The organism is Micromonospora sp. SL4-19 (assembly GCF_047921475.1).
Lineage (GTDB): Bacteria > Actinomycetota > Actinomycetes > Mycobacteriales > Micromonosporaceae > Micromonospora.
Genome location: NZ_JBLROB010000005.1, coordinates 284,968 through 305,095, shown reverse-complemented (window position 1 = coordinate 305,095; position 20,128 = coordinate 284,968). Strand labels below are relative to the sequence as shown.

Annotated in this window: 26 protein-coding genes; 14 read left to right on the top strand and 12 right to left on the bottom strand. The window is 72.3% G+C overall.

Annotation, left to right across the window (positions count from 1 at the left end; genetic code table 11):
* Positions 1 to 444 precede the first annotated feature (444 nt).
* Positions 445 to 993 (top strand): DUF1062 domain-containing protein, encoded by a 549-nt coding sequence (locus ACNAVT_RS10825; protein WP_416295171.1) that lies wholly within the window; start codon positions 445 to 447, stop codon positions 991 to 993.
* Positions 994 to 1,091: 98 nt separating this feature from the next.
* On the opposite strand, the gene ACNAVT_RS10820 is transcribed toward ACNAVT_RS10825, so the two are convergent.
* From ACNAVT_RS10820 to ACNAVT_RS10800, 5 genes are all read right to left on the bottom strand, one after another.
* A complete protein-coding gene (locus ACNAVT_RS10820; RefSeq protein ID WP_416295169.1) occupies positions 1,092 to 1,943 on the bottom strand; it encodes a hypothetical protein in 852 nt (283 codons plus the stop codon).
* Positions 1,940 to 2,275, bottom strand: a complete 336-nt coding sequence (locus ACNAVT_RS10815; RefSeq protein WP_416295218.1) for a PadR family transcriptional regulator — start codon at positions 2,273 to 2,275, stop codon at positions 1,940 to 1,942. Before ACNAVT_RS10815 ends, ACNAVT_RS10820 begins: the two co-directional genes overlap by 4 nt.
* Before the next feature lie 47 nt (positions 2,276 to 2,322).
* A complete protein-coding gene (locus tag ACNAVT_RS10810; RefSeq protein ID WP_416295167.1) occupies positions 2,323 to 2,832 on the bottom strand; it encodes a GNAT family N-acetyltransferase in 510 nt (169 codons plus the stop codon).
* A 65-nt stretch (positions 2,833 to 2,897) separates the two neighbouring features.
* Entirely contained in the window at positions 2,898 to 3,287 is a 390-nt protein-coding gene (locus ACNAVT_RS10805) for a VOC family protein (protein WP_416295166.1), read from the bottom strand.
* Positions 3,284 to 3,640 (bottom strand): DUF1801 domain-containing protein, encoded by a 357-nt coding sequence (locus ACNAVT_RS10800; protein ID WP_416295165.1) that lies wholly within the window; start codon positions 3,638 to 3,640, stop codon positions 3,284 to 3,286. Before ACNAVT_RS10800 ends, ACNAVT_RS10805 begins: the two co-directional genes overlap by 4 nt.
* A gap of 111 nt (positions 3,641 to 3,751) precedes the next feature.
* Between ACNAVT_RS10800 and ACNAVT_RS10795 the strand changes: the two genes are divergently transcribed.
* Positions 3,752 to 4,645 (top strand): LysR family transcriptional regulator, encoded by an 894-nt coding sequence (locus ACNAVT_RS10795; protein WP_416295216.1) that lies wholly within the window; start codon positions 3,752 to 3,754, stop codon positions 4,643 to 4,645.
* A 32-nt stretch (positions 4,646 to 4,677) separates the two neighbouring features.
* Complete coding sequence (locus tag ACNAVT_RS10790; RefSeq protein WP_416295163.1) at positions 4,678 to 5,238, top strand: NUDIX hydrolase; 561 nt, start codon at positions 4,678 to 4,680, stop codon at positions 5,236 to 5,238.
* Here ACNAVT_RS10790 and ACNAVT_RS10785 read toward each other — a convergent pair.
* Together ACNAVT_RS10785 and ACNAVT_RS10780 are read right to left on the bottom strand one after the other, a co-directional pair.
* Positions 5,225 to 6,298 (bottom strand): hypothetical protein, encoded by a 1,074-nt coding sequence (locus ACNAVT_RS10785; RefSeq protein ID WP_416295161.1) that lies wholly within the window; start codon positions 6,296 to 6,298, stop codon positions 5,225 to 5,227. The two genes, ACNAVT_RS10790 and ACNAVT_RS10785, sit on opposite strands and share 14 nt — an antisense overlap.
* Positions 6,299 to 6,340: 42 nt before the next feature.
* Positions 6,341 to 6,661 (bottom strand): PadR family transcriptional regulator, encoded by a 321-nt coding sequence (locus tag ACNAVT_RS10780; RefSeq protein WP_416295214.1) that lies wholly within the window; start codon positions 6,659 to 6,661, stop codon positions 6,341 to 6,343.
* Between the two features lie 123 nt (positions 6,662 to 6,784).
* Between ACNAVT_RS10780 and ACNAVT_RS10775 the strand changes: the two genes are divergently transcribed.
* Together ACNAVT_RS10775 and ACNAVT_RS10770 are read left to right on the top strand one after the other, a co-directional pair.
* Entirely contained in the window at positions 6,785 to 7,840 is a 1,056-nt protein-coding gene (locus ACNAVT_RS10775) for a MerR family transcriptional regulator (protein ID WP_416295160.1), read from the top strand.
* A gap of 50 nt (positions 7,841 to 7,890) precedes the next feature.
* Positions 7,891 to 8,769 (top strand): LLM class flavin-dependent oxidoreductase, encoded by an 879-nt coding sequence (locus ACNAVT_RS10770; RefSeq protein WP_416295158.1) that lies wholly within the window; start codon positions 7,891 to 7,893, stop codon positions 8,767 to 8,769.
* Here the strand turns inward: ACNAVT_RS10770 and ACNAVT_RS10765 are convergent.
* A complete protein-coding gene (locus tag ACNAVT_RS10765) occupies positions 8,766 to 9,200 on the bottom strand; it encodes an ASCH domain-containing protein (protein WP_416295156.1) in 435 nt (144 codons plus the stop codon). The genes ACNAVT_RS10770 and ACNAVT_RS10765 overlap by 4 nt on opposite strands.
* A gap of 108 nt (positions 9,201 to 9,308) precedes the next feature.
* On the opposite strand from ACNAVT_RS10765, the gene ACNAVT_RS10760 reads away from it, so the two are divergent.
* Positions 9,309 to 9,824: an alpha/beta hydrolase gene (locus tag ACNAVT_RS10760; RefSeq protein WP_416295154.1), complete on the top strand. Its 516-nt coding sequence runs from the start codon at positions 9,309 to 9,311 to the stop codon at positions 9,822 to 9,824.
* Here ACNAVT_RS10760 and ACNAVT_RS10755 read toward each other — a convergent pair.
* Together ACNAVT_RS10755 and ACNAVT_RS10750 are read right to left on the bottom strand one after the other, a co-directional pair.
* A complete protein-coding gene (locus ACNAVT_RS10755; protein WP_416295153.1) occupies positions 9,817 to 10,878 on the bottom strand; it encodes a hypothetical protein in 1,062 nt (353 codons plus the stop codon). The two genes, ACNAVT_RS10760 and ACNAVT_RS10755, sit on opposite strands and share 8 nt — an antisense overlap.
* 50 nt (positions 10,879 to 10,928) lie before the next feature.
* Positions 10,929 to 11,480 carry a phosphoribosyltransferase gene (locus ACNAVT_RS10750; protein WP_416295152.1) on the bottom strand — a complete coding sequence of 184 codons (552 nt, stop codon included), beginning with the start codon at positions 11,478 to 11,480 and terminating at the stop codon, positions 10,929 to 10,931.
* Positions 11,481 to 11,677: 197 nt separating this feature from the next.
* Here ACNAVT_RS10750 and ACNAVT_RS10745 point away from each other — a divergent pair, with 197 nt between their 5' ends.
* The 4 genes from ACNAVT_RS10745 to ACNAVT_RS10730 all read left to right on the top strand — a co-directional run bounded on the left by ACNAVT_RS10745 (position 11,678) and on the right by ACNAVT_RS10730 (position 15,994).
* A complete protein-coding gene (locus ACNAVT_RS10745; protein WP_416295151.1) occupies positions 11,678 to 12,325 on the top strand; it encodes a septal ring lytic transglycosylase RlpA family protein in 648 nt (215 codons plus the stop codon).
* A gap of 92 nt (positions 12,326 to 12,417) precedes the next feature.
* On the top strand, positions 12,418 to 13,545 hold the full coding sequence (locus tag ACNAVT_RS10740; protein ID WP_416295150.1) for a PP2C family protein-serine/threonine phosphatase: 1,128 nt from the start codon (positions 12,418 to 12,420) through the stop codon (positions 13,543 to 13,545).
* 143 nt (positions 13,546 to 13,688) lie between these two features.
* On the top strand, positions 13,689 to 15,545 hold the full coding sequence (locus tag ACNAVT_RS10735; RefSeq protein WP_416295148.1) for an acyl-CoA dehydrogenase: 1,857 nt from the start codon (positions 13,689 to 13,691) through the stop codon (positions 15,543 to 15,545).
* A gap of 179 nt (positions 15,546 to 15,724) precedes the next feature.
* On the top strand, positions 15,725 to 15,994 hold the full coding sequence (locus ACNAVT_RS10730; protein WP_416295146.1) for a DUF6458 family protein: 270 nt from the start codon (positions 15,725 to 15,727) through the stop codon (positions 15,992 to 15,994).
* Positions 15,995 to 16,072: 78 nt separating this feature from the next.
* Here the strand turns inward: ACNAVT_RS10730 and ACNAVT_RS10725 are convergent, their stop codons facing one another.
* Entirely contained in the window at positions 16,073 to 16,609 is a 537-nt protein-coding gene (locus ACNAVT_RS10725) for a SixA phosphatase family protein (RefSeq protein WP_416295145.1), read from the bottom strand.
* A 115-nt stretch (positions 16,610 to 16,724) separates the two neighbouring features.
* Here ACNAVT_RS10725 and ACNAVT_RS10720 point away from each other — a divergent pair, with 115 nt between their 5' ends.
* A complete protein-coding gene (locus ACNAVT_RS10720; RefSeq protein WP_416295143.1) occupies positions 16,725 to 17,012 on the top strand; it encodes a DUF6458 family protein in 288 nt (95 codons plus the stop codon).
* A gap of 70 nt (positions 17,013 to 17,082) precedes the next feature.
* On the opposite strand, the gene trhA is transcribed toward ACNAVT_RS10720, so the two are convergent.
* Entirely contained in the window at positions 17,083 to 17,760 is a 678-nt protein-coding gene (gene trhA / locus ACNAVT_RS10715; protein ID WP_416295142.1) for a PAQR family membrane homeostasis protein TrhA, read from the bottom strand.
* Positions 17,761 to 17,867: 107 nt separating this feature from the next.
* On the opposite strand from trhA, the gene ACNAVT_RS10710 reads away from it, so the two are divergent.
* The 3 genes from ACNAVT_RS10710 to ACNAVT_RS10700 are packed head-to-tail and all read left to right on the top strand — an operon-like array spanning position 17,868 to position 20,117.
* Positions 17,868 to 18,488 (top strand): 5-oxoprolinase subunit B family protein, encoded by a 621-nt coding sequence (locus ACNAVT_RS10710; protein WP_416295213.1) that lies wholly within the window; start codon positions 17,868 to 17,870, stop codon positions 18,486 to 18,488.
* Positions 18,377 to 19,384 (top strand): biotin-dependent carboxyltransferase family protein, encoded by a 1,008-nt coding sequence (locus ACNAVT_RS10705; protein ID WP_416295211.1) that lies wholly within the window; start codon positions 18,377 to 18,379, stop codon positions 19,382 to 19,384. The genes ACNAVT_RS10710 and ACNAVT_RS10705 overlap by 112 nt, the downstream gene beginning before the upstream one ends.
* On the top strand, positions 19,368 to 20,117 hold the full coding sequence (locus ACNAVT_RS10700) for a LamB/YcsF family protein (protein ID WP_416295141.1): 750 nt from the start codon (positions 19,368 to 19,370) through the stop codon (positions 20,115 to 20,117). Before ACNAVT_RS10705 ends, ACNAVT_RS10700 begins: the two co-directional genes overlap by 17 nt.
* Positions 20,118 to 20,128 lie beyond the last annotated feature (11 nt).

Genomic DNA, 20,128 nt, shown 5'->3' with positions numbered 1-20,128 from the left:
GCCTATCCTGTCGGCCATGGTAGCTCTCAGGCCGTGGCACGTGTTCATCCTGGCGCTCTGCTGCCTGTTGCCGACTGCTGCGGCGATCGTTGGCGGCGTCTGGGCGGTCCGCCGATCTCGTAACCGTCGCTGAGCCACGGGCCATCAGATCGGCCAGGCTGGCACCGGTCTGAGAGGCCAGGGGGTTGCTGGTATGCCGCAGGTCGTGGCAGTGGAAGCCCGGCAGGCCGGACGCCGCCACCGAGTCGCGCCACTTGCAGGCGCTCGAAAACCAGTGGAGCAGCGCCGTGTGCGCCATTACCGTGCTGGCGAACCAAGTCGTCTAGTCAAGGACGTCCCGTTGTACACCCTGTGAGACCTCCCGAGCGCTGATTTGTCGCGCGTCGCGCAGGTGCGCCGCGCTCCTTTTTGCTGCGGACTTCTCACTGAAACCGGTGTACTTCTGTGCTCAAAAACTGGGTGGTCTTGCCCACCTGCCTGCCGCTCGTTCGCCGCCGTTGCCACGTGTGCGCGTCCGAGCGCTTCCAGGTAAGCGGTAAGTTTCGCGTCAACGCAAACCACAAGCTCATCGACGCCTGGCTCCTCGCGCTCTGTACCGCTTGCGAGGAAACTGCAAAGCTCACGGTTCTGGAGCGGATGAATGTGCGCTCCATACGGCCTGAGCTGCTGGACCGGCTGCATGACAACGACCCCGGCCTGACAGCTGAGGTGCTCCAGGATCCGGTCGTGCAGCGCCGTAATCGCATCGCCCTCGACTGGGACAACGCCTGGCGCCTCGACACCGGCGGATCGGATCACCTGGACCGCGAGGTGATCGACGTCTCGGTCCGCTTTGCGGCGCGGATCCCTGTCCGGCCGGTGCGACTGATCGCTGAAGGTTGCGGTCTTTCGCGGGCCGAGGTCGAGAGACTGATCACGGAGGGGAAACTCGTTTCGGCAGTCCGGCTGAACGGCAAGCTCTCCGGCGACTTCACCTTCACGCTCAAGCGCTGAGCCCTACTCGGGCTAGGTCCAAGGCTAAGGCCCTGGTCAGGACGAGAGTCCCAGCCAGGGCCTTCGGCGTTGCTGCTGCCGGCAGCGTCCGACGACGCTCAGATGCGGGTGCGGCGTACGGCGACCGTGGCGCCGACGGCGATGTCGAGGATCGGCAGGATCGCCAGGATGCCCATGTCGATCAGCGTCCAGTAGTCCAGCGACCAGTCCTTCAATGCCACTTGGTCGGCCATGGCCCGGCTGACGACGACGTACAGGAAGGCGAGACCGATCGACATCGTGACCCGTTCGTCGATGACCGACCAGAGGATCGCGGCGACCGCGAGCGTTTGCCACACCGCGCGGCTGCCGGTCTGCAACGAGGGGTCCTGCGTGATCGTTCCGTACCCCATCAGTGCGGCCGACACCACCGGCACGAGCAGCAGGACGTGCAGTGCCCGCGGCGCCACGATTGGGCCGCGCCCGATGAGCGGGATCAGCAGCACGACGGCGAGCGGCAACGGCCACGACGCCGACCATTCGTAGAGGGTCTCGCGGGCGACCGCGTCCAGCACGAAGGCCCCGGCCGTCACTACGGTCGCCGCGAGGTACGCCCCGCGAACCACCGCCACCATCGCCAGGACGCAGGCCGCGACAACGGCGAGACTTACCGCGACCGGGTTGCGCGCCATCTGCCAGAGGACGTCGCCAACGGCCTGGATCAACCCCATCAGGGCGGCGATCCGCAGAGATACCCACCAGGACTGCCCGGCCGTACGGTGGCCCTGCGCGCCGGCCCGGACCCGGAGCGCGCCGAGGATCAGCCCTCGCGTCTCCCGCCACTCAGGGCGGCGCCGGTCCGGTGGAGCCGAATCCATCAGCACGGCCAGCATCTCGGCGCCCCGGCTCCGCCGGTACCACTCGGGGTAGAGGCGTAACAGAGCCGCGTACCGTCGCTCCAGTTCGGTCATGCCAGACCCGCCGCGGGTCGCGGTTTCACCGAGCGGGGTGTCCGGTCGGTGACCACCCGGGCGGCGGCCGCCATGGCCTCGGCCTCCGACCGCAGCGCGGCGGCGCCCTCCGGGGTGAGCCGGTAGTAGCGCCGGACGCGACCGTTGACGATCTCTTCGTGGGTCGAGGTCACATATCCCTCGCCGGCGAGGCGGTCGAGCGCGGCATAGAGCGTGCCGGTGGCGAGGCGGACGCGGCCCCGCGACAACTCGTCGGCACGGGTGATGATCGCGTAGCCGTGCAGCGGCTCGTCCTGTAGCGAGGCCAGGATGAAGTAGGTCGGTTCGCGCATCCGGGTGGTCACGCGGCAACTATAAGACGATCAACTACCTATGTAAATCAACTACCTATGTAAACAGCTGGCTCTGCATGGAGGTCGCGGACGTGGCGCAGGCCGGGCTGCCCGCTGAGCAGCACCTCGCCGGCCTCGGTGAAGCCGGTGCGCCGCAGCACCGCGAGCGAAGCCGGGTTCGCCCGCGCGGCCGACGCGACGAGCCGGCGCAGCCCGTACTCGTCGCGGGCCAGCTCACAGATGCGACGGACGCCGTCCTGCGCCACGCCCCGCCCGGTTGCCCGCTCGGCCACCCGGTAGCCCAGCTCGGCACTGCCGTCGGCGACGTCGACCAGGTTGAACCGCCCCACCACAGTGCCATCGTCGTCGACCAGGACGTGGAAGTGGCAATGTCCGGTGGCCTGCTCGGCGAGCAGCGCCGCGTGGCGGGCGGCGAACTCGACGAAGTAGTCGTCGCCCCGGTCCGGCACAGACCGCGCGAAGTACGCCCGGTTCTCCTGCTCGAAGCGGAGCAGTGCGGGGGCGTGGTGGACGTCGAGCCGCTGCAGTTCGGACATCGCGCCACGCTAACAACGGTCGGCAGCCGGATCCCTCCCGTTTTCCGGCAGGAGCGTAGTGCCGCCTATGGGCCCTGCGGGTACCAGCGCAGCTCGACGGTGTTGCCGTCGGGGTCGCGTACGTAGATCGAGGTGGCGTCGCCCCGTGCCCCGAAGCGCGGCACCGGCCCGGTCAGCACGGTGAACACCCCGGAGTCGATCACCTGCTGCCAGTCGAGCGGCGCCACGACCAGGCAGAAGTGGTCGACATTCGATCCGCTCGGCTCGCCGCGTACCAGGTCGATGATGGTCTCCGGGCTCACGCGTACCGACGGGAAGGGCACCTCACCGGCGCGCCAGCGGTCGACGCGTACCGGCTCCAGACCGAGGGTCTCGCAGTAGAAGTCGAGGGACCGTTCCACGTCGGCGACGGTGAGGACCAGGTGGTCGAAGGCCGTCACCCGAACCGCGCTCACCGCGCCTCCAGGGCGTACGCCTGCCGGAGCCAGCCGGTGAACAGGTCCGGGTCGATCTCGTCGAGGCTGCGCAGCTTGACCGAGGCCATCCGCCGCGCGCCCGGGAGGAGCCGGCCGGAGGCGTCGTCGACGTCCTGGCCCCGCCACAGCCCGAAGGTGACATACGAGGGGTACGCCTTGACCAGGCAGACCGGCGTGTGTCCGGGCCGGTCGCCGATGCCCCATACGGGGTGGCCGTGCCACATCGCGCCGGTGGCCTCCGGCAGCGCGGCGTCGACGACGGTGCGGATCTTCTCGCCGACCTCGCGCAGCGGGGCGTCGAGACCGGCCAGGTAGTCGGTCACGGGGTTCATGGGTGCTCCTGTCCTCGAAGGCGTCACCGTTCACTCTCGTCGTGGTCGTACCGGCGACCAAGCCACGATCGGACTACGATCGTTGACCCGGATTCAACGGTGGGGGGCGGCGTGCTGGAGCGGTACGAGGTCGAGACGTTCCTGACCCTGGCCGAGGAGCTGCACTTCGGGCGTACCGCCGAGCGGCTGCGGGTGACCACCGGGCGGATCAGTCACGTGGTGCGCAAGCTGGAACGCCGGATCGGCGCGCCGCTGTTCGAGCGCACCAGCCGGGTCGTCCGGCTCACTCCGATCGGTGCCCGCCTCGCCGACGACCTGCGTCCGCTGGTGGCCGGGATGGAGGAGGCCGTCCAGCGCGCCGTCGAGGCCGGGCGGGGGCTGACCGGAGAGCTGCGGGTGGCGTTCGTCGGTGAGTGGACCGCGCCGGTCCTGCTCCGCGCCGTCACCCTCTTCTCCGAACGCCATCCGGACTGCGTGGTGCACGTCCACGAGGCGCCGCTGGCCACCACTCGCTCGAGCCTGCGGGACGGCACGATCGACGTGCTCATCGCCTCGTACCCCTTCGACGGAATGGCGAACGGGCCGGCGCTGCTGCACGAGCAGCGGGTGCTCGCGGTGGCCGCGGACCATCCGCTGGCGGGTGCGGAGTCGGTGTCGCTGGAGGTGCTGGCCGAGCATCCGGTGGTGCAGTACCCGGCCGTGACCTCGACGGAGTTCAAGCGGGACCGCACCCCGGACCGGACGCCCTCGGGTCGACCGGTGCCGAAGGGCCCGGCGGGCGACACGTTCTCCGAGATGCTGTCGTTGGTGGCGATGGGCCGGGGGGTGCTGCCGGTGGGCGAGCAGACCCGGCACTACCACCCCCGGCCCGACCTGGCGTACGTGCCGATCCGCGACGCCCCGCCGATCCGTCGTGGACCGGTGTGGCGGGAGGCGAACACCACCGCCCGGGTACGCGAGTTCGTCCGCGCCGCGGTCGACGCCAACCCCTTGCCGGCAGGCTGACGCCGTCGTACCCGACTGGCAGCATGTTCGGCGTGCGGGACGAGATCCGGGCGCTGGTCGAGGCGTTGACGCCGGGGGACGAGCTGGAGGCGCGGCACCGCGCGGAGACTCTTGCCTGGCTGGCCAGGACGGACGACATCTTCCGCCGGGAGAAGCCGCGGACGCCCTCGCCACACCTGGTCGCGTATTTCCTGCTGCGCGACGAGACGGACGGCGCGGTGCTGCTGGTCGACCATCGCAGGGCGGGGATGTGGCTGCCCAGCGGCGGTCACGTCGAGCCGGGCGAGCACCCGACGGAGACCGTACGCCGGGAGGTGCTGGAGGAGTTGGGCGTGCCGGCCGTCTTCGCCCCGCGGCTCGGCGAGCGCCCGGCCTTCCTCACCGTGACCGAGACGGTCGGCCCGCCGGAGGATCGGCACACCGACGTCAGCCTCTGGTACCTGCTGAGCGGCAGTCGCGACCAGCAACTGGCGCCCGACCCGGGCGAGTTCCGGGCCGTCCGCTGGTGGACGCCCCGGGAGGTGGCCGACGCCGTGCCGGGGACGATCGAGCCGCACCTCGGCCGGATGCTGGCGAAGCTCAGCCGGCGCTGACGATCAGCGGCCGGAGATCCTTCCGGGGGACCAGCGCGACAACCAACACGGTCAGTGCGCAGGCGGCGCCGACCAGGAACAGCAGCGAGCAGGTCGGCTGCCCGAGCCACTCCCACAGCGGATGCCAGCTGGGGTGCGGTTCGTCGAGATGGTGGGAAATCAGCGACGGCGTGGACAGCAGCGCGGGCACCCACCACAGGAAGAAGGCGATCCCGAACAGCGGGTGCACACCCCGGCGGCCCTCGGTGCGCCGGCTCGCCCAGGCGAACACGAACCAGGCGAGCCCGCCCCCGACCAGGCCAGCCAGCACAGCCGCGGGCAGGACCGCCGGCGGTGCCGCCCGCTGCACCTCCAGATTCAGGTACGAGTTGTAGCTCGAATCGTGGACGGCCGCCCGGAGCACGGTGTCGCCCTGACGGGCCACCAGGACGGTCTCGACCAGCCGGCTCGTCGACACGCAGCGCGGGTTGCAGACATCAAGGAACAGGACCTCGGTGGTCGGTTCGTACACCTGCCAGCCGGCGGCCCGGAGGCGCTGCCGGGCGGCCGCCAGGATCTCCGCCTCCGGCGTCGGCGCCGGGCGGACCGCCGCCGCGTAGGCCGACCCCTCCTGGTACTCGCCGCCGTCGCCGAGCAGCACCGCCTTGAACGACCCCCACCGCAACGGCTGGTTGTAGAAGACGAAGAGCGCCGGGGCGGTCGTGACGTCGTCGTTGAGCCGGTGGCCGGGGAACGCCTCGGCGAAGATCGCCGCGACCTCGGCCTGGTCCGGCTGCGGTCGGGAGGTCTCCCAGGCGACCCGGGCGGCCAGCGACGCGGTGAAGAGGCCGCAGATCAGCGCGGTGAGCAGGGCCAACCCGACGACTGCGCGGCTGGCGGGCCGGCCGAGGCGGCAGCGCAGGCCGGCGCGGACCAGGTCGAACGCCTCCCGCCCGGTCGGCCGGGTACGCCCCGGGGGTGCGGTGTCGAGCAGCAGGCCGAGGATCTCCTCGCCGCGTTCCCGCCGGTAGGCCCGCGGATAGGCGAGCAGTAACCGGCGGTAGTGACGGGTGAGCGACATGGCCTCCCCTTCGGTCGGGAGCGCGGGGTGAACGGGAGTGGGTCAGGCGGTGCGGGGGCGCAGAGCGCCCAGCCGGGTCTCGGCCGCGGTGGCGAGCTGCCGCATCCGGGCGGTCTCGGCCCCGAGGGCGTCGAGCCCACCAGGGGTGAGCCGGTAGTAGCGGCGCAGCCGGCCGTCCACCACCTCTTCCCGGTCGGGCTCCACGAGCCCCTGCGCGGTCAGCCGGTCGAGCGCGGTGTAGAGGGTGCCGGGCAGCAGGGTGCCGCGCTGTCCGGAGAGCGCGGCGACCTCCTGGATGATCCCGTAGCCGTGCCGGGGCCCGCCCGCGAGCGCGGTGAGGATCAGGAACGTCGGCTCACGCATCTGGCTCACGTGGGCAACATATATAAGTGATCGATATGTGGGCAACCCCTTGACCTTGCCCCTTGGGCAGGGCCGAGCGTGGTCCGTGCCGGTCGTGGTGACCGGCACGAGGAGGATGCGTCCGTGGAGCTGCTGACCATCGGGGCGTTCGCCCGCGCGGCGCGCCTGACGCCCAAGGCGCTTCGGCTCTACGCCGATCTGGGGCTGCTGCCGCCCGCCGCCGTCGACGCGCACTCGGGCTACCGGTACTACCAGCCGGCTCAGCTCGACCGGGCCCGGCTGATCGCCGCACTGCGCCGGGCCGGGATGCCGCTCGCGGAGATCCAGGCCGTCTGTCGCCTGGCACCCGGCGCGGCGGCCGAGGCGGTCAACGCCTGGTGGCGGCAGGTCAGCGCCGACACGGCGGCCCGCGGACGCGTCGTCGCACTCCTCGTCGACCAGCTCTCCGAAAGGGGCGCGACCATGTCCGACACCACCCTGCGGTACGCCGTCCGCTGCGAGGCCGGCGCGGTCCGGGACTCCAACGAGGACAGCGCGTACGCCAGTGCGACTCTGCTCGCCGTGGCCGACGGGATGCGTGGCCCGGGGGGTGCCGCCGCCAGCGCCGCCGCCGTCGAGGCGCTCCGGCCGCTGGAGCTGGCCGACGCCCCGGCCGCCGAACTGCTGGCCACACTGGCCGACGCGGTGACGTCGGCCGACCGCACGGTACGCGCCTGCGCCACCGACGGGCACCAGCCGGTCACCACCCTCACCGCGATCCTGCGACGCGGGTCGCAGCTCGCCCTGCTGCACGTCGGGGACAGCCGGGCGTACCTGCTGCGCGCGGGCGAGCTGTTCCGACTGACCCAGGACCACACGTACGTGCAGTCGCTGGTCGACCAGGGCCGGCTCAGCCCGGCCGAGGCCGCGGCGCACCCGCAGCGGGCCCTGCTGGTGCGGGCGCTCGGGGCCGGCGCCCAGGTCGAGGCCGACCTGGCGCTGCGGACCGCCCTCGCCGGCGACCGCTACCTGCTCTGCTCCGACGGGCTCTCCGCGGTGGTCGGGCAAGAGGCACTGCACGCCGCGCTCGCCGGGGGCGACGACCCGGAGACCGTGGTCGGGCGCCTGGTCGACCTCGCGTACGCCGAGGGGGCGCCGGACAACCTCGCCTGTGTGGTCGCCGACGTGGTGCCGGCGTAGCCCCTCGGCCGAACGCCACCGAAGCCGGCCCGGGCCGTACGCTGGCGATCATGCGGATTGGCATCGTGATCCTGCCCGACCAGCGCTGGTCGGAGTCGCGGCGGCGTTGGCGGCAGGCGGACGAGTGGGGTTTCGACCACGCCTGGACCTACGACCACCTGGGCTGGCGTGACCTGGTCGACGGCCCGTGGTTCGACTCGATGAGCACGCTGACCGCCGCAGCGACGGTGACCTCCCGGATCCGCCTGGGCACGCTGGTCGCCTCGCCGAACTTCCGGCACCCGGCGGCGTTCGCTCGGCAGGTGACCGCGCTGGACGACGTTTCCGGTGGTCGGTTGCTGCTCGGGCTCGGCGCGGGCGGCATCGGCTTCGACTCCACCGTCCTGGGCGGGGACACCCTGCCGCCGCGGCAGCGGGTCGACCGGTTCGCCGAGTTCACCGAGCTGCTGGATCTGATCCTGCGGGAGGACGGCACGACCTGGCGCGGTGAGTGGTTCGCCGCGGTGGACGCCCGGAACAATCCCGGCTGCGTCCAACGGCCCCGGGTGCCGTTCGTGGTCGCCGCGAACGGGCCCCGGTCGATGCGGCTGGTCGCCCGGTTCGGGCAGGGGTGGGTGACCACCGGGCTCGGCGGCGACGACCTGGAGAGCTGGTGGTCGACGGTCGCGGACCTCGCCGGCCGGATGGACGAGACGCTGGACCGGGCAGGACGCGACCCGGCCACCCTGGACCGCTACCTGTCGCTGGACTCGGCGCCGGCCTTCTCACTCACCAGCGCGGACTTCTTCGCCGAACAGGTCGCCCGGGCCGCCCGGCTGGGCTTCACCGACGTGGTGACGCACTGGCCCCGGGCCAGCAGCTGGTACGCGGGCGACGAGGCGGTGCTGGTGGAGGCGGCGGCCCTGCTGCCCGAGCTGCGCCGACCCTAGGTGCCCAGGTCACCGGTGCTGATGCCGCCGTCCCCGGCCGAGACCAGCCGGAACCGGATGCAGACCACCGGGGAGTCGTCGTCGACCACGAAGCCCACCCTGGCCCAGTAGCGGCGGTGCCCCTCCCGCCACTCCTCGATGGACCGGTCACCCTCCCCTTCGGAGCGGGCGAAGTCCCAGGACACGTCGGCGAAGCGGACCACGTCGACGCCGGTGACCTCGACCAGGCCGGCCAGCGCGTCATGGTCGTCGACCAGGACCAGTCGTTCGCCGACGTGTTCCAGTTCCTCGTCCTCTTCGGCGTACTCGTCGGTCAGCAGGCCGGCGGTGGCGGTCTTCACGCCGGCCAGCACGAGGGTGTTGAGGTTGGTGCGCATCTCGCCGGGCGTGCCGAGGGCGAGCGTGCGGAGTCCACCGATGCGGGGCCACATCCTGCCGACGCTAGTCGCCGGTCGACGAAACGTCGTGGGATTTCACGTCCCCCACAGCATGCTGCGGGGGCGTTAGCGTGAGGGCCGGCCACACCTGAGGAGGCGACCATGGCGGACCGGCGGGCGGTGCTCATCCCGGGCCGGGGTTACGACACGCGGGCCCCGCTCTTCGCGTACGTCGGGGATGCCCTGCGTCGCCTCGGCTTCGCCGTTCACGAGGTGACCTGGCAGGTGCCGCAGGGCCTGCGCGCCGACGCGGCCGCCGGCTGGGTCGCCGAGCAGGTGGCTCCCGCCCTGGCCGACGGTGCGGAGCTGCTGGTCGGCAAGTCGCTGGGCAGCTTGGCCACCCCGCTCGCCGCCGACCGGGGCCTGCGCGCGGTCTGGCTGACCCCGCTGCTGAACAACCCCGACGTGGTCGACGCGCTCGGCCGGGCGACCGCCCCGTTCCTGCTGGTCGGCGGCACTGCCGACTCGCTCTGGGACGGCGAGGTGGCGCGCCGGCTCACCCCGCACGTGCTGGAGGTGCCGGACGCCGACCACTCGATGCGGGTGCCCGGCCCGCTGGCCCGGTCGGCCGAGGTGCTGGGCCGGGTCTGCACCGCGGTCGAGGACCTCGTCAGATGAGCTGGCCGGCGTAGCCGGCCGCCGCCAGGACCCGCTCGTCGCCGGTCGCCACGTGCGCCTCCAGCACCGCGTCGGCCAGCTTCACCACGTGTGCGTCGCCGTGCCGGGCCGCCCGGGCGAACACCTCCGCCGGCCCGAGTGCGACGGCGCCAGGTCGCGGCGCGCCGAGCTGGAGCCGTCGTGGCGCCACCACCGGTGGAGCGGCCGGCGTGGGTGGGGCGTACACCGAGGTCACGGCGGCCGTGGCCGACCAGGCCGCGGCGACGCTCGGCGCCCACAGCGCCGGATCCAGAGCCGGCAGCGTACGCAGCACCGCAGTCGGCGCGGTCACCGCGTGCACCAGCATCACCGGGTTGCCGTGCCCGAACCGGAGGTAGTCCAGGCCGGCCCGGTGCACCAGCTCGGTGAGGGTCCGTTCGGCCTCGGCGGGGGTGGCCGGCGGGCACAGCGCGGCTGCCGCGCCGGGCCAGTCCGGTACGTCCGGCAGCCGGCCGAGCCGTTCCCGGATGCCGCCGGTCTGCTCGGGGACCCGGGGCAGCCCGGCCAGCGCGTCCACCACGCCGGACCGGCCGGTGAGCGGTCCGGCCCCGGGCACCGGCTGCCAGCGGGCGGCCCAGCAGCCGAGCGCCTGGCCCAGTTCGGCGAGCCGCTCCGGGTTCACCCCGTCGGCGCGCAGCACCCGGACCGCGTGCCCCACCCGGATCACCCCGTGGGTGGCCCCGGCCGCGATGCCCGGCAGCAGTCGCGGCCACCAGGTGCCCAGCACCTCCCGCCAGGGGCGGTCACGCACCTCGCGGTCGAAGTGGGCGAGCCAGTCGCCGGCCCGCTTCGGGTCGCCGAGCGCGGCCCGCCAGTCGTCGATCGGCCGCAGCCCGCGGGGCCGCTCGTCCAGCCGGCGCAGGTAGTCGTCCAGCCAGTGGTGCACACGCGCGCCGTGCCCGTGCCGGACCAACGCCTCGACCGCCATCGGCCCGTGGTTGGAGAGCCAGCCCTCGTACTCCGGGCCGGTGCGGTGCAGCCGCTGGTACGCCTCGTCCAGGATGCCGTCGTCCATGCGAACGATCCTGGAAGTTCAACCGTCCTTGAGGTCAACCCCTGTCCCGCTCAGCCGGGCAGGAGGTCCCCCGTGAGCAGGGCGCGCAGCCGGAGCCGCTCGGTGACGTACGGTGGGCAGGTCGCGACGACTGCGGCCGTCCCGACCAGCTCCGCCCCGCTGTCCCGGACCACCCGCTCGAGCGCGTCCAGTTGGGCGCCGGTGGCCACCCAGTCGTCGACGAACAGCACCCGGTCACCGGGGCCGAGCCGCCGGGCGTCCACGCCGATCCGCAGTCGCCTGCCCCGGTAGTCCGGTGGCGTCTCGGCCCAGCGCATCGGGCCGATTCGCCGGCGCTGACCGTCCTCCTTGTACGCCGGCAGGAATCCGGCGCCGGCGGCCACCGCGACCAGCGGGCCGAGCAGCACCCCGGTCACCTCGGGGGCGATCACGACGGTGGGCCGGGAGTCCGGGAACAGGCCGGCCAGAGCGGGTCCGATCCCGGCCAGCACCGCCGGATCCCGCCACCAGCCGGAGATGTCGCTGACCAGATGACTGCTGTCCGGACCGGGATCGACCCAGCGGAACAGCTCGACCAGGCGTCGGTTCAGCACAACTCCCATCCTCGGGCACGGATGCCAGACGATGAGGCATGGATCTCGGCCAGCGATGATTCCCCCGTTCGTATGAGCGATGTTCACACGAGCGGATACACGTATCGGGGTAAATACGGGCATAGCACCATGATCAGGTTGACTTCGGAAGTGCTTCTCTCGTTACGGTCCGAGCCGGTTTGCTCCGCTGACGAAAGGACCGCGCGGTGGCTGGTAGGCACCTCCGTACCCGCAAGTTCTCCTCGCCCGCCGGCATCGCCGCCACCGCAGCCGTCGGTGTGCTGCTCGCCGTCGGCGGCACCGTCGGTGCGGTCCAGCTCACCTCGGGCGAGCCGGCCGCCGAGCCCCCCGTCGCCGAGGCCCTGCCCAGCGTCGTCGCCCCCACCTCGGAATCCCCCTCGCCGAGCGCGTCCGCCCTGCCGAGCGCGCCTGTCACGCCGAGCCTGCGCCCGTCGCCGAAGGCCACCCCCAGCCCGACGGCGACCCGTACCCAGGCGGCCTCCCGGGGCAGGACACGGACCGCGAGCCCGAAGCCCACCGCGACGAAGACCACCACCGCGCCGAAGGTCGTGAACAGCGGCTCCTGCGGGGCGTCCTTCTACGACGAGGGCCAGATGACCGCGAACGGGGAGACCTTCAACCCGAACGCGCTGACCGCCGCGCACAAGACCCTGCCGTTCAACACGAAGGTCAGGGTGACCAACCCGAGCAACGGCAAGTCGGTCGTCGTCCGGATCAACGACCGCGGCCCGTTCGTCGCCGGTCGTTGCCTGGACCTGTCCCGCGCTGCCTTCGCGGCGATCGCCTCGACCAGCCTCGGCGAGGTGACCGTCAGGTACGAGGTGCTCGGCTGACCGTCGGCGATCGGGCCGGTGGGGCGATCCGGCCGGGCAGAACGTCCTCAGACGACGGGTCAGGTTCGTTCACCCGTTCACGTCCATCGGGCATGCTGTCCGATGTACGCACGCAACCCTTCCAGTCGGGCCGTGGCCCGCTGAGCCCCGGATCCCGCGCCGGCCTCGGCGCGGCCCTCGGGCTGCTCGCGCTCGTCTCCGCGATCGAGCTGACGGACGGCCGGCCCGCGCACTACATCGCGCTGATGGTTGCCGTGCCGTTTCTCTGCGCCGCGCTGGCGTCGTGGCGGGTGGTGCTCGGGGTGGGTGTCCTCGCCACGGCGATCGGGGCCTCCTTCGCCCTCGCCGAGCGGACCACGTCGCTGGTCACCGCCGTCAACGTCACGGGTATCGCGCTGGCCACCGTGATCGCCGCCGCCGTGGCGGCGACCCGTCAGCGCCAGTCCGAGCGGATCGCCGAGCTGTCCCGGCTCGCCTCGGTCGCCCAGCAGGCGGTGCTCCGCCCGCTCGGCCCACAGGTGGGCACCCTCGCGGTGGCCGCCCGCTACATCTCCTCGACGGCCAGAGCGGAGATCGGCGGCGATCTGTACGAGGCGATGGACACGCCGTACGGCGTTCGCATGATCATTGGCGATGTGCGGGGCAAGGGGCTGGACGCGGTCCGGCTGGCCAGCATCGTGCTCGGCTCGTACCGGCACGTCGCGTACGAGCGGGCGGACCTGCGTGCGGTGGTGACCGACCTGGACCGGGCAGTGGCCCGCAACGTGGGCGACGAGGACTTCGTCACCGCCGCGCTGGTCGAGGAGCGGGGCGGCACCCTCACCATCGTCAACTGCGGGCACCCGCCGCCGTTGCTGCTGCGCCGAGGTGCGGTGATCCCGCTGGAACCTCCCGCGCCCGCCCCTCCGTTGGGCTTCATGCCGGTGGTGCGTCCCCGGGTGGAACGGCTCGAACCGGGCGACCGGCTGCTGCTCTTCACCGACGGGCTCGGGGAGGCGCGCCGGGAAGGCGAGTTCTTCCCGACGGCTGACCGGGCCTGGCGGTTGCTCGGCCACGGCACGGTCGCCGACGGCCTCGCCTCGCTGGAGACCGCCCTGGTCGAGTGGGTGCACGGACGGCTCGACGACGACATCGCGCTGGTCCTCATGGAATACACCGGCCCGAGCAGCGGCGTGGCGGCCGCCGTGCCGAGCTGGGAGGTCGGCGCGGCGGAGAGCTGACGATCCCGGGGTCCGCTCAGCCGTCGGCCAGCTCAGGTGTGTAATCGCTGTCACTTCCGTGATCGGCTTGTCGATGGCTACCGGTGAGTAATAGAGTCTGAGTTACTGATCGGTAACACTGTCCGGAAGCGGGGCCAGCGAGCATGACCCACTACAAGAGCAACCTGCGGGACCTCGAGTTCAACCTGTTCGAGGTCTTCGGGGCGGACCGGACGTTCGGCCAGGCGCCGTACACGGACCTGGACGTCGACACCGCCCGCAGCTTCCTTTCGGAGGTCGACCGGCTCGCTCGCGAGGACCTGGCCGCCAGCTATTCGGACAGCGACCGCAATCCGCCGATCTTCGACCCGGCGACGCACACCGCGCCGCTGCCCGAGTCGTTCAAGAAGTCCTACCGGACCTTCATGGACTCGGAGTTCTGGCGCCTGGACCTCCCGGAGGAGCTGGGCGGCACCAACGCCCCCCGGGCCCTCTGGTGGTCGCTCGCCGAGCTGGTACTCGGCGCGAACGCCCCGATCTGGATGTACGCCTCCGGCCCGTCCTTCGCGCACGTCCTGCACGTCGAGGGCAACGAGCGGCAGAAGAAGTGGGCCAAGCTCTTCATCGAGCGGCAGTGGGGCTCGACCATGGTGCTCACCGAGCCGGACGCCGGCTCCGACGTGGGCGCTGGTCGTACCCGGGCCATCCCGCAGCCGGACGGCTCCTGGCACATCGAGGGCGTCAAGCGCTTCATCACCTCGGGTGAGCACGACCTCACCGACAACATCGTCCACTACGTGCTGGCCCGCCCAGCGGACGTCGAGGGCGCCGGCGGCCCGGGCACCAAGGGTCTCTCCCTCTTCGTCGTGCCGAAGTACCACTTCGACGAGGAGACCGGCGAGCTGGGCGAGCGCAACGGCGTCTTCGCCACCAACGTCGAGCACAAGATGGGCCTGAAGGTCTCCAACACCTGCGAGGTGACCTTCGGGGAGCACGGTGTGCCGGCCAGGGGGTGGCTGCTCGGCGACAAGCACGACGGCATCCGGCAGATGTTCATGATCATCGAGTACGCCCGGATGATGGTCGGCACCAAGGCGATCGCCACCCTCTCCACGGGCTACCTGAACGCCCTGGAATACGCGAAGAACCGGGTGCAGGGCGCCGACCTGACCCAGCAGACCGACAAGAGCGCCCCGCGGGTGACCATCACCCACCACCCGGACGTGCGCCGCTCGCTGCTGCTGCAGAAGTCGTACGCCGAGGGCCTGCGGGCGCTGGTCTGCTACACCGCCACCTGGCAGGACAAGGTCGCGCTGGCCGAGGCGGCCGGTGACGAGAAGGCCACCGCGCTGGCCAAGCGGGTCAACGACCTGCTCCTCCCGCTGGTGAAGGGTGTCGGCTCGGAGCGGGCGTACGAGCTGCTCGGCCACGAGTCGCTGCAGACCTTCGGCGGCTCCGGCTTCCTCCAGGACTACCCGATCGAGCAGTACGTCCGGGATGCCAAGATCGACACCCTCTACGAGGGCACCACCGCGATCCAGAGCCTCGACCTGGTCTTCCGGAAGATCGTCCGGGACAACGGCAGGTCCCTGATGGCGGTCGCCGGTGAGATCCAGGAGTTCATCACCTCCGAGGCCGGCAACGGCCAGCTCAAGGAGGAGCGACAGGCGCTCGGCAAGGCACTCGCCGAGATCCAGAACATTCTCGGCGTGCTGACCGGCTGGCTGGGCGAGGCGCAGTCCGGCGACACGCGGGCCCTCTACAAGGTCGGCCTGAGCAGCCGCCGGTTCCTGCTGGCGGTCGGCGACCTGGTGGTCGGCTGGCTGCTCCAGAAGCAGGCGGACGTGGCGCTGAAGGGCCTGGCCGCCGAGGTCTCCGCCGCCGACCAGGCGTTCTACACCGGCAAGGTGGCCGCCGCCCGGTTCTTCGCCCGGGAGGTGCTGCCCCGTATCGGCGCCGACCGGCGGATCATCGAGGGCGCCGACCTGGAGATCATGGACCTCCCGGAGGAGGCGTTCTGATCCCGGTGGGGTGATCGGACCGGTTCGGCCCTGACGAACGGCGGCCGGCGAGCCAACTGCTCGCCGGCCGCCGTTGTTTCGCCGCCCGCCCGCCCGGTAGGCCGGCCGCCTGACGGGTAACCATCGCGGACGATGACCGGACTCGCCCAAGGGCCACCGCACGGGGGAGTGCAGCGCACATGGGCATTGGAAGCGGCATTTTTCTCATCGCGCTCGGCGCGATTCTGACCTTCGCCATCCGGGCCAACGTCTGGTGGATCGACCTGCGCGCGGTCGGCTGGGTGTTCATACTGGCCGGGCTGGCCGTCCTGCTCACCACGCTCTGGTTCTGGCAGGACCGGCGCAAGCGGGCACGCACGCTGATCGTGGAGGAGAACAGGCTCTCCCACCCGACCGCGATGATGCCGCCGCCGCCCGATCCGCCGCCGCCCACGGCACCACCATCCTGACCCGCTCACGGGTGGGTGGTTGTCAGGAAGGAGGCCCCTTCGCTGTCGGAGACGTGAGGAAGCGGCTCTTCCAGCGCCTCAGCCCCGGGCCGTGTGACGGGCGGTGATGGGGGCGCCCGCGGGCGCCAGCACCGCCCAGCGGGTGGTCGGCAGGTGCACCACCAGATCGGTGGTACGCAGCCCGTCCGGATCCGCCCGCTGCGGATCGAGCAGCCCCGAGAGCAGCGAGATGCCCGGGTTGTGGGCGATCAGCAGCACGGTGCCGGTGTCCGGAACGACCGCCCGGACCAGCTTCAGCAGCTCGTCCGGCTGCGCCTCGTACGCGGTCGCCTCGTAGCGCACCGCCGGTGCGGTCCCCGCCGGTCCCCCCTCCGGCGGGGACCCCGTCATACCCAGCGCCACCCCGTGCCAGGTCTGCCGGGTGCGCCGGGCGGTCGAGCAGAGCACCACGTCGGGGAGGAGGGCGTGCCGGGCCAGCCAGGCGCCGGCCGCCGCCGCGTCGGCGTGCCCGCGCGCGGTCAGCGGGCGTTCCGTGTCCGGGACGTCCTCGGACTGCTCGGCCTTGGCGTGCCGGAGCAGCACCAACGTCCGCTGCTGGTTCCTGCCGTCAGTCATGGGCACAGCTTGCCTGATTGGCGATCAGAGCGCCTGGGTAAGTCGATGGGTGCCGCTACCTCATTCACGGCCGCGGCGGGTAGGAAACGCCAGCAGAACGCCAAGGAGGCGCGTCATGGGCATCGGTGCCAGCATCTTCCTCATCGCGCTCGGCGCGATCTTCGCGTTCGCCATCGACGCCAATCTGGGATGGCTGGACCTGAACGTCGTCGGGTGGGTGCTCATGGTCGTCGGCCTCGTCGGCCTGATCACCACGCTCTACTTCTGGAACAGCCGTCGCCGCACGGTGGTCGCCGCGCCGGTGCGCGAGCGGGTCGTCGCCGAGCCCGTGGTGCCGGTGCGGGACGACGGGGTCGTACGCGAGGAGTACCGCGAGGTGCGCCGCCCGGGCTACCCGGTCTGATTCCCGTCACCGGCGAGACGTCGAGGGCCCCGCAACGGCGCGGAGCCCTCGACGCCGAGCGCGACCGGGCTCAGGCGAAGAGCGCGAAGTAGATCGCGATGTGGTGGCAGATCGCCGCGACCAACGTGCAGGCGTGGAAGAACTCGTGGTGGCCGAAGACGGTCGGCCACGGGTTCGGCCGGCGCAGCGCGTAGAAGACCGCGCCGACGCTGTAGATCGCACCGCCGACGATCAGCAGCACCAGCGCGGTGACCCCGCCGGCGTGCAGGATCTGCGGCAGCATCGCCACCGCGACCCAGCCGAGCGCCAGGTAGAGCGGCGCGGACACCCAGCGCGGCGCGTGCGGCCAGACGAGCTTGAGCGCCACGCCGGCCAGCGCTCCACCCCACACCAGGCTGAGCATGACGGTGGCCTGCCGGGTGCCCAGCAGCAGAGAACAGAACGGGGTGTACGTGCCGGCGATGAACACGAAGATCATCGAGTGGTCCATCCGGCGCATGATCTGGTAGCCGCGCTCGGACCAGACCCGCCGGTGGTAGAGGGCACTGGTGCCGAAGAGCCCGCACACGGTCACGCTGTAGATCAGGCAGCTGACCAGCGGGGCCCAGCCGGGCCGGGCGGCCGCGATCGAACAGAGCACGGCGCCGCAGGCGAGCGCGACGAAGAACGCGTAGGTGTGCAGCCAGCCGCGCATCCGGGGTTTACCGATGTCGACCGGCTTGAGCCGAAGCGGTGCGGAGGTGGTCACGGCAAATAGGCTACGGCACCGTAGGTTACTTCTGAGTAGTGCGTACCGTCACGTCCCTGGCCGGCCGGAGGACTCTGGTCGACCTCGTCATCGGCGAGTATGGCGGGATGCGGATCCGACCGGTCGGCGCGCACGCCCTGCTGCTCGACTGCGCCGACCCCGCCCAGGTCCAGGCCTGGCGCGCCGAGCTCTGGCGCCGCCGGGGCGCCGGTGAGCTGAGCGCCGTCGAGATCGTCCCGGCCGCGACCACCGTGCTGGTCGACGGCGTACCGGACCCGGCGGTGGCGGCGGCCCGGATCGCCGGCTGGACCCCGCGGGGCGGGCCCGACCCGGCCGCCACCGCCGAGGTCAAGGTGCCCACCGTGTACGACGGGGCGGACCTGCCCGCCGTCGCCGACCACTGGGGCGTGGACGTGGCGGCCGTGGTCGAGCGGCTGCGGCACACCGAGTTCCGGGTGGCGTTCTGCGGGTTCGCGCCCGGATTCGCGTACCTCACCGGGCTGCCGGCCGAGCTGGCGGTGCCCCGGCTGGCCACCCCACGTACCCGGGTGCCGGCCGGGTCGGTCGCGCTGGCCGGCCCGTACGCGGGGATCTACCCGACCGCATCGCCCGGCGGCTGGCTGCTGGTCGGGCGGACCGACCTGGTCCTCTTCGACGTGCGGGCCGACCCGCCGGCCCGGCTCACCCCCGGCACCCGGGTCCGGCTGATGCCGGTGCGCGCAGCGTGATCGAGGTGATCCGGGCCGGTGCCCTCACCACCGTGCAGGACCAGGGCCGACCCGGGTACGCCCACCTCGGCGTCCCCCGCTCGGGCGCGCTGGACCCGGCCGCGTTGCGCCTGGCCAACCGGCTCGTCGGCAACCCGGAGACCGCCGCCGGGCTGGAGATCACGTTGACCGGCTGCGCGTTGCGGTTCACCCGGGCCGTGGCCGTGGCGCTCACCGGTGCCGAGGTCGAGGTCCGCGTCGACCACCCGCCGGCCGAGCCGACCGGCAACCGCGGCGCGGGACGCCCGACCGAGCGACGCCCGGGCGACGTGGGGCGGCCCCTCTCGCTGCCGGCCGGGGCGGTGCTGCGGATCGGCGCCGCCCGCGCAGGGCTGCGTAGCTGGCTCGCCGTCAGCGGCGGGATCGCGGTCGAGCCGGTGCTCGGCAGCCGCGCCACGGACACCCTCTCCGGCCTCGGCCCGCCCCCGGTTCGCAACGGCGACCGGCTGCCCCTCGGCCCGCCCGTCGGCCCGCCCGCCCCGGTGGACCTCACCGTCACCCCGCCCGTCCCCGCCGAGCTGCGCCTGGCCCTCTGGCTCGGCCCCCGGCACGACTGGTTCGGCGACACCGCGCTGGACCTGCTGCTCCACACCCCGTACGCGATCAGCCCGGCGAGCAACCGGGTCGGCGCGCGACTGGTCGGCGCGGCCCTGCCCCGCGCGGTCGCCGGGGAATTGCCCAGCGAGGGCCTCGTCCTCGGCGCGGTGCAGGTGCCGCCGGACGGGCAACCGCTGATCTTCCTCGCGGACCACCCCACCACCGGCGGATACCCGGTGATCGGAGTGGTGGACGACGTGACCCCGCTCGCGCAGGCCCGCCCAGGGACTACGGTGACGTTCCATGGACCTCAACGCTGATCTCGGCGAAGGATTCGGCATCTGGCGGCTCGGCGACGACGAGGCACTGTTGGACCTCGTCACCTCCGCCAACGTGGCCTGCGGCTTCCACGGCGGCGACCCGGCCACGATGCACCGGGTCTGCGCCGGCGCCGCCGCCCGCGGGGTCGCGGTCGGCGCCCAGGTCGGCTACCGGGACCTCGCCGGGTTCGGGCGGCGGCACATCGCGTACGACTTCGCCGAGCTGCGCGACGAGACGATCTACCAGATCGGTGCCCTCGACGCCTTCTGCCGGCTGTTCCGTACCCGGGTCCGCTATCTCAAGCCGCACGGCGCGCTCTACCACGCGGCGGCCTGCGACGAGGCCCAGGCCGCCGCGCTGGTCGCCGCGGTCAACGCGTACGACCATGAGCTGCCGTTGCTCTGCCCGCCCGGTTCGGTGCTCGCCCAGCTCGCGCTGGGCGCCGGACTGCGGGTGGTCGCCGAGGGCTTCGCCGACCGGAACTACCTGCCCAACGGCTCGCTGGTGCCCCGGACCGCCGCGAACGCGCTGGTGACCGACCCGGCGGAGGTGGCTGCTCGGGCCGTCCGGATGGCCACCGAGCGGACCGTGGTCGCGGTCGACGGCAGCGTCGTCCCGTGCCACGTCGAGTCGATCTGCCTGCACGGGGACAGCCCAGGTGCGGTGCGCTCCGCCGAGCTGGTCCGGGCCACCCTCATCGAGGCCGGCGTCGCCCTCGCCCCGTTCGGCTGAGCCGGGTCGGA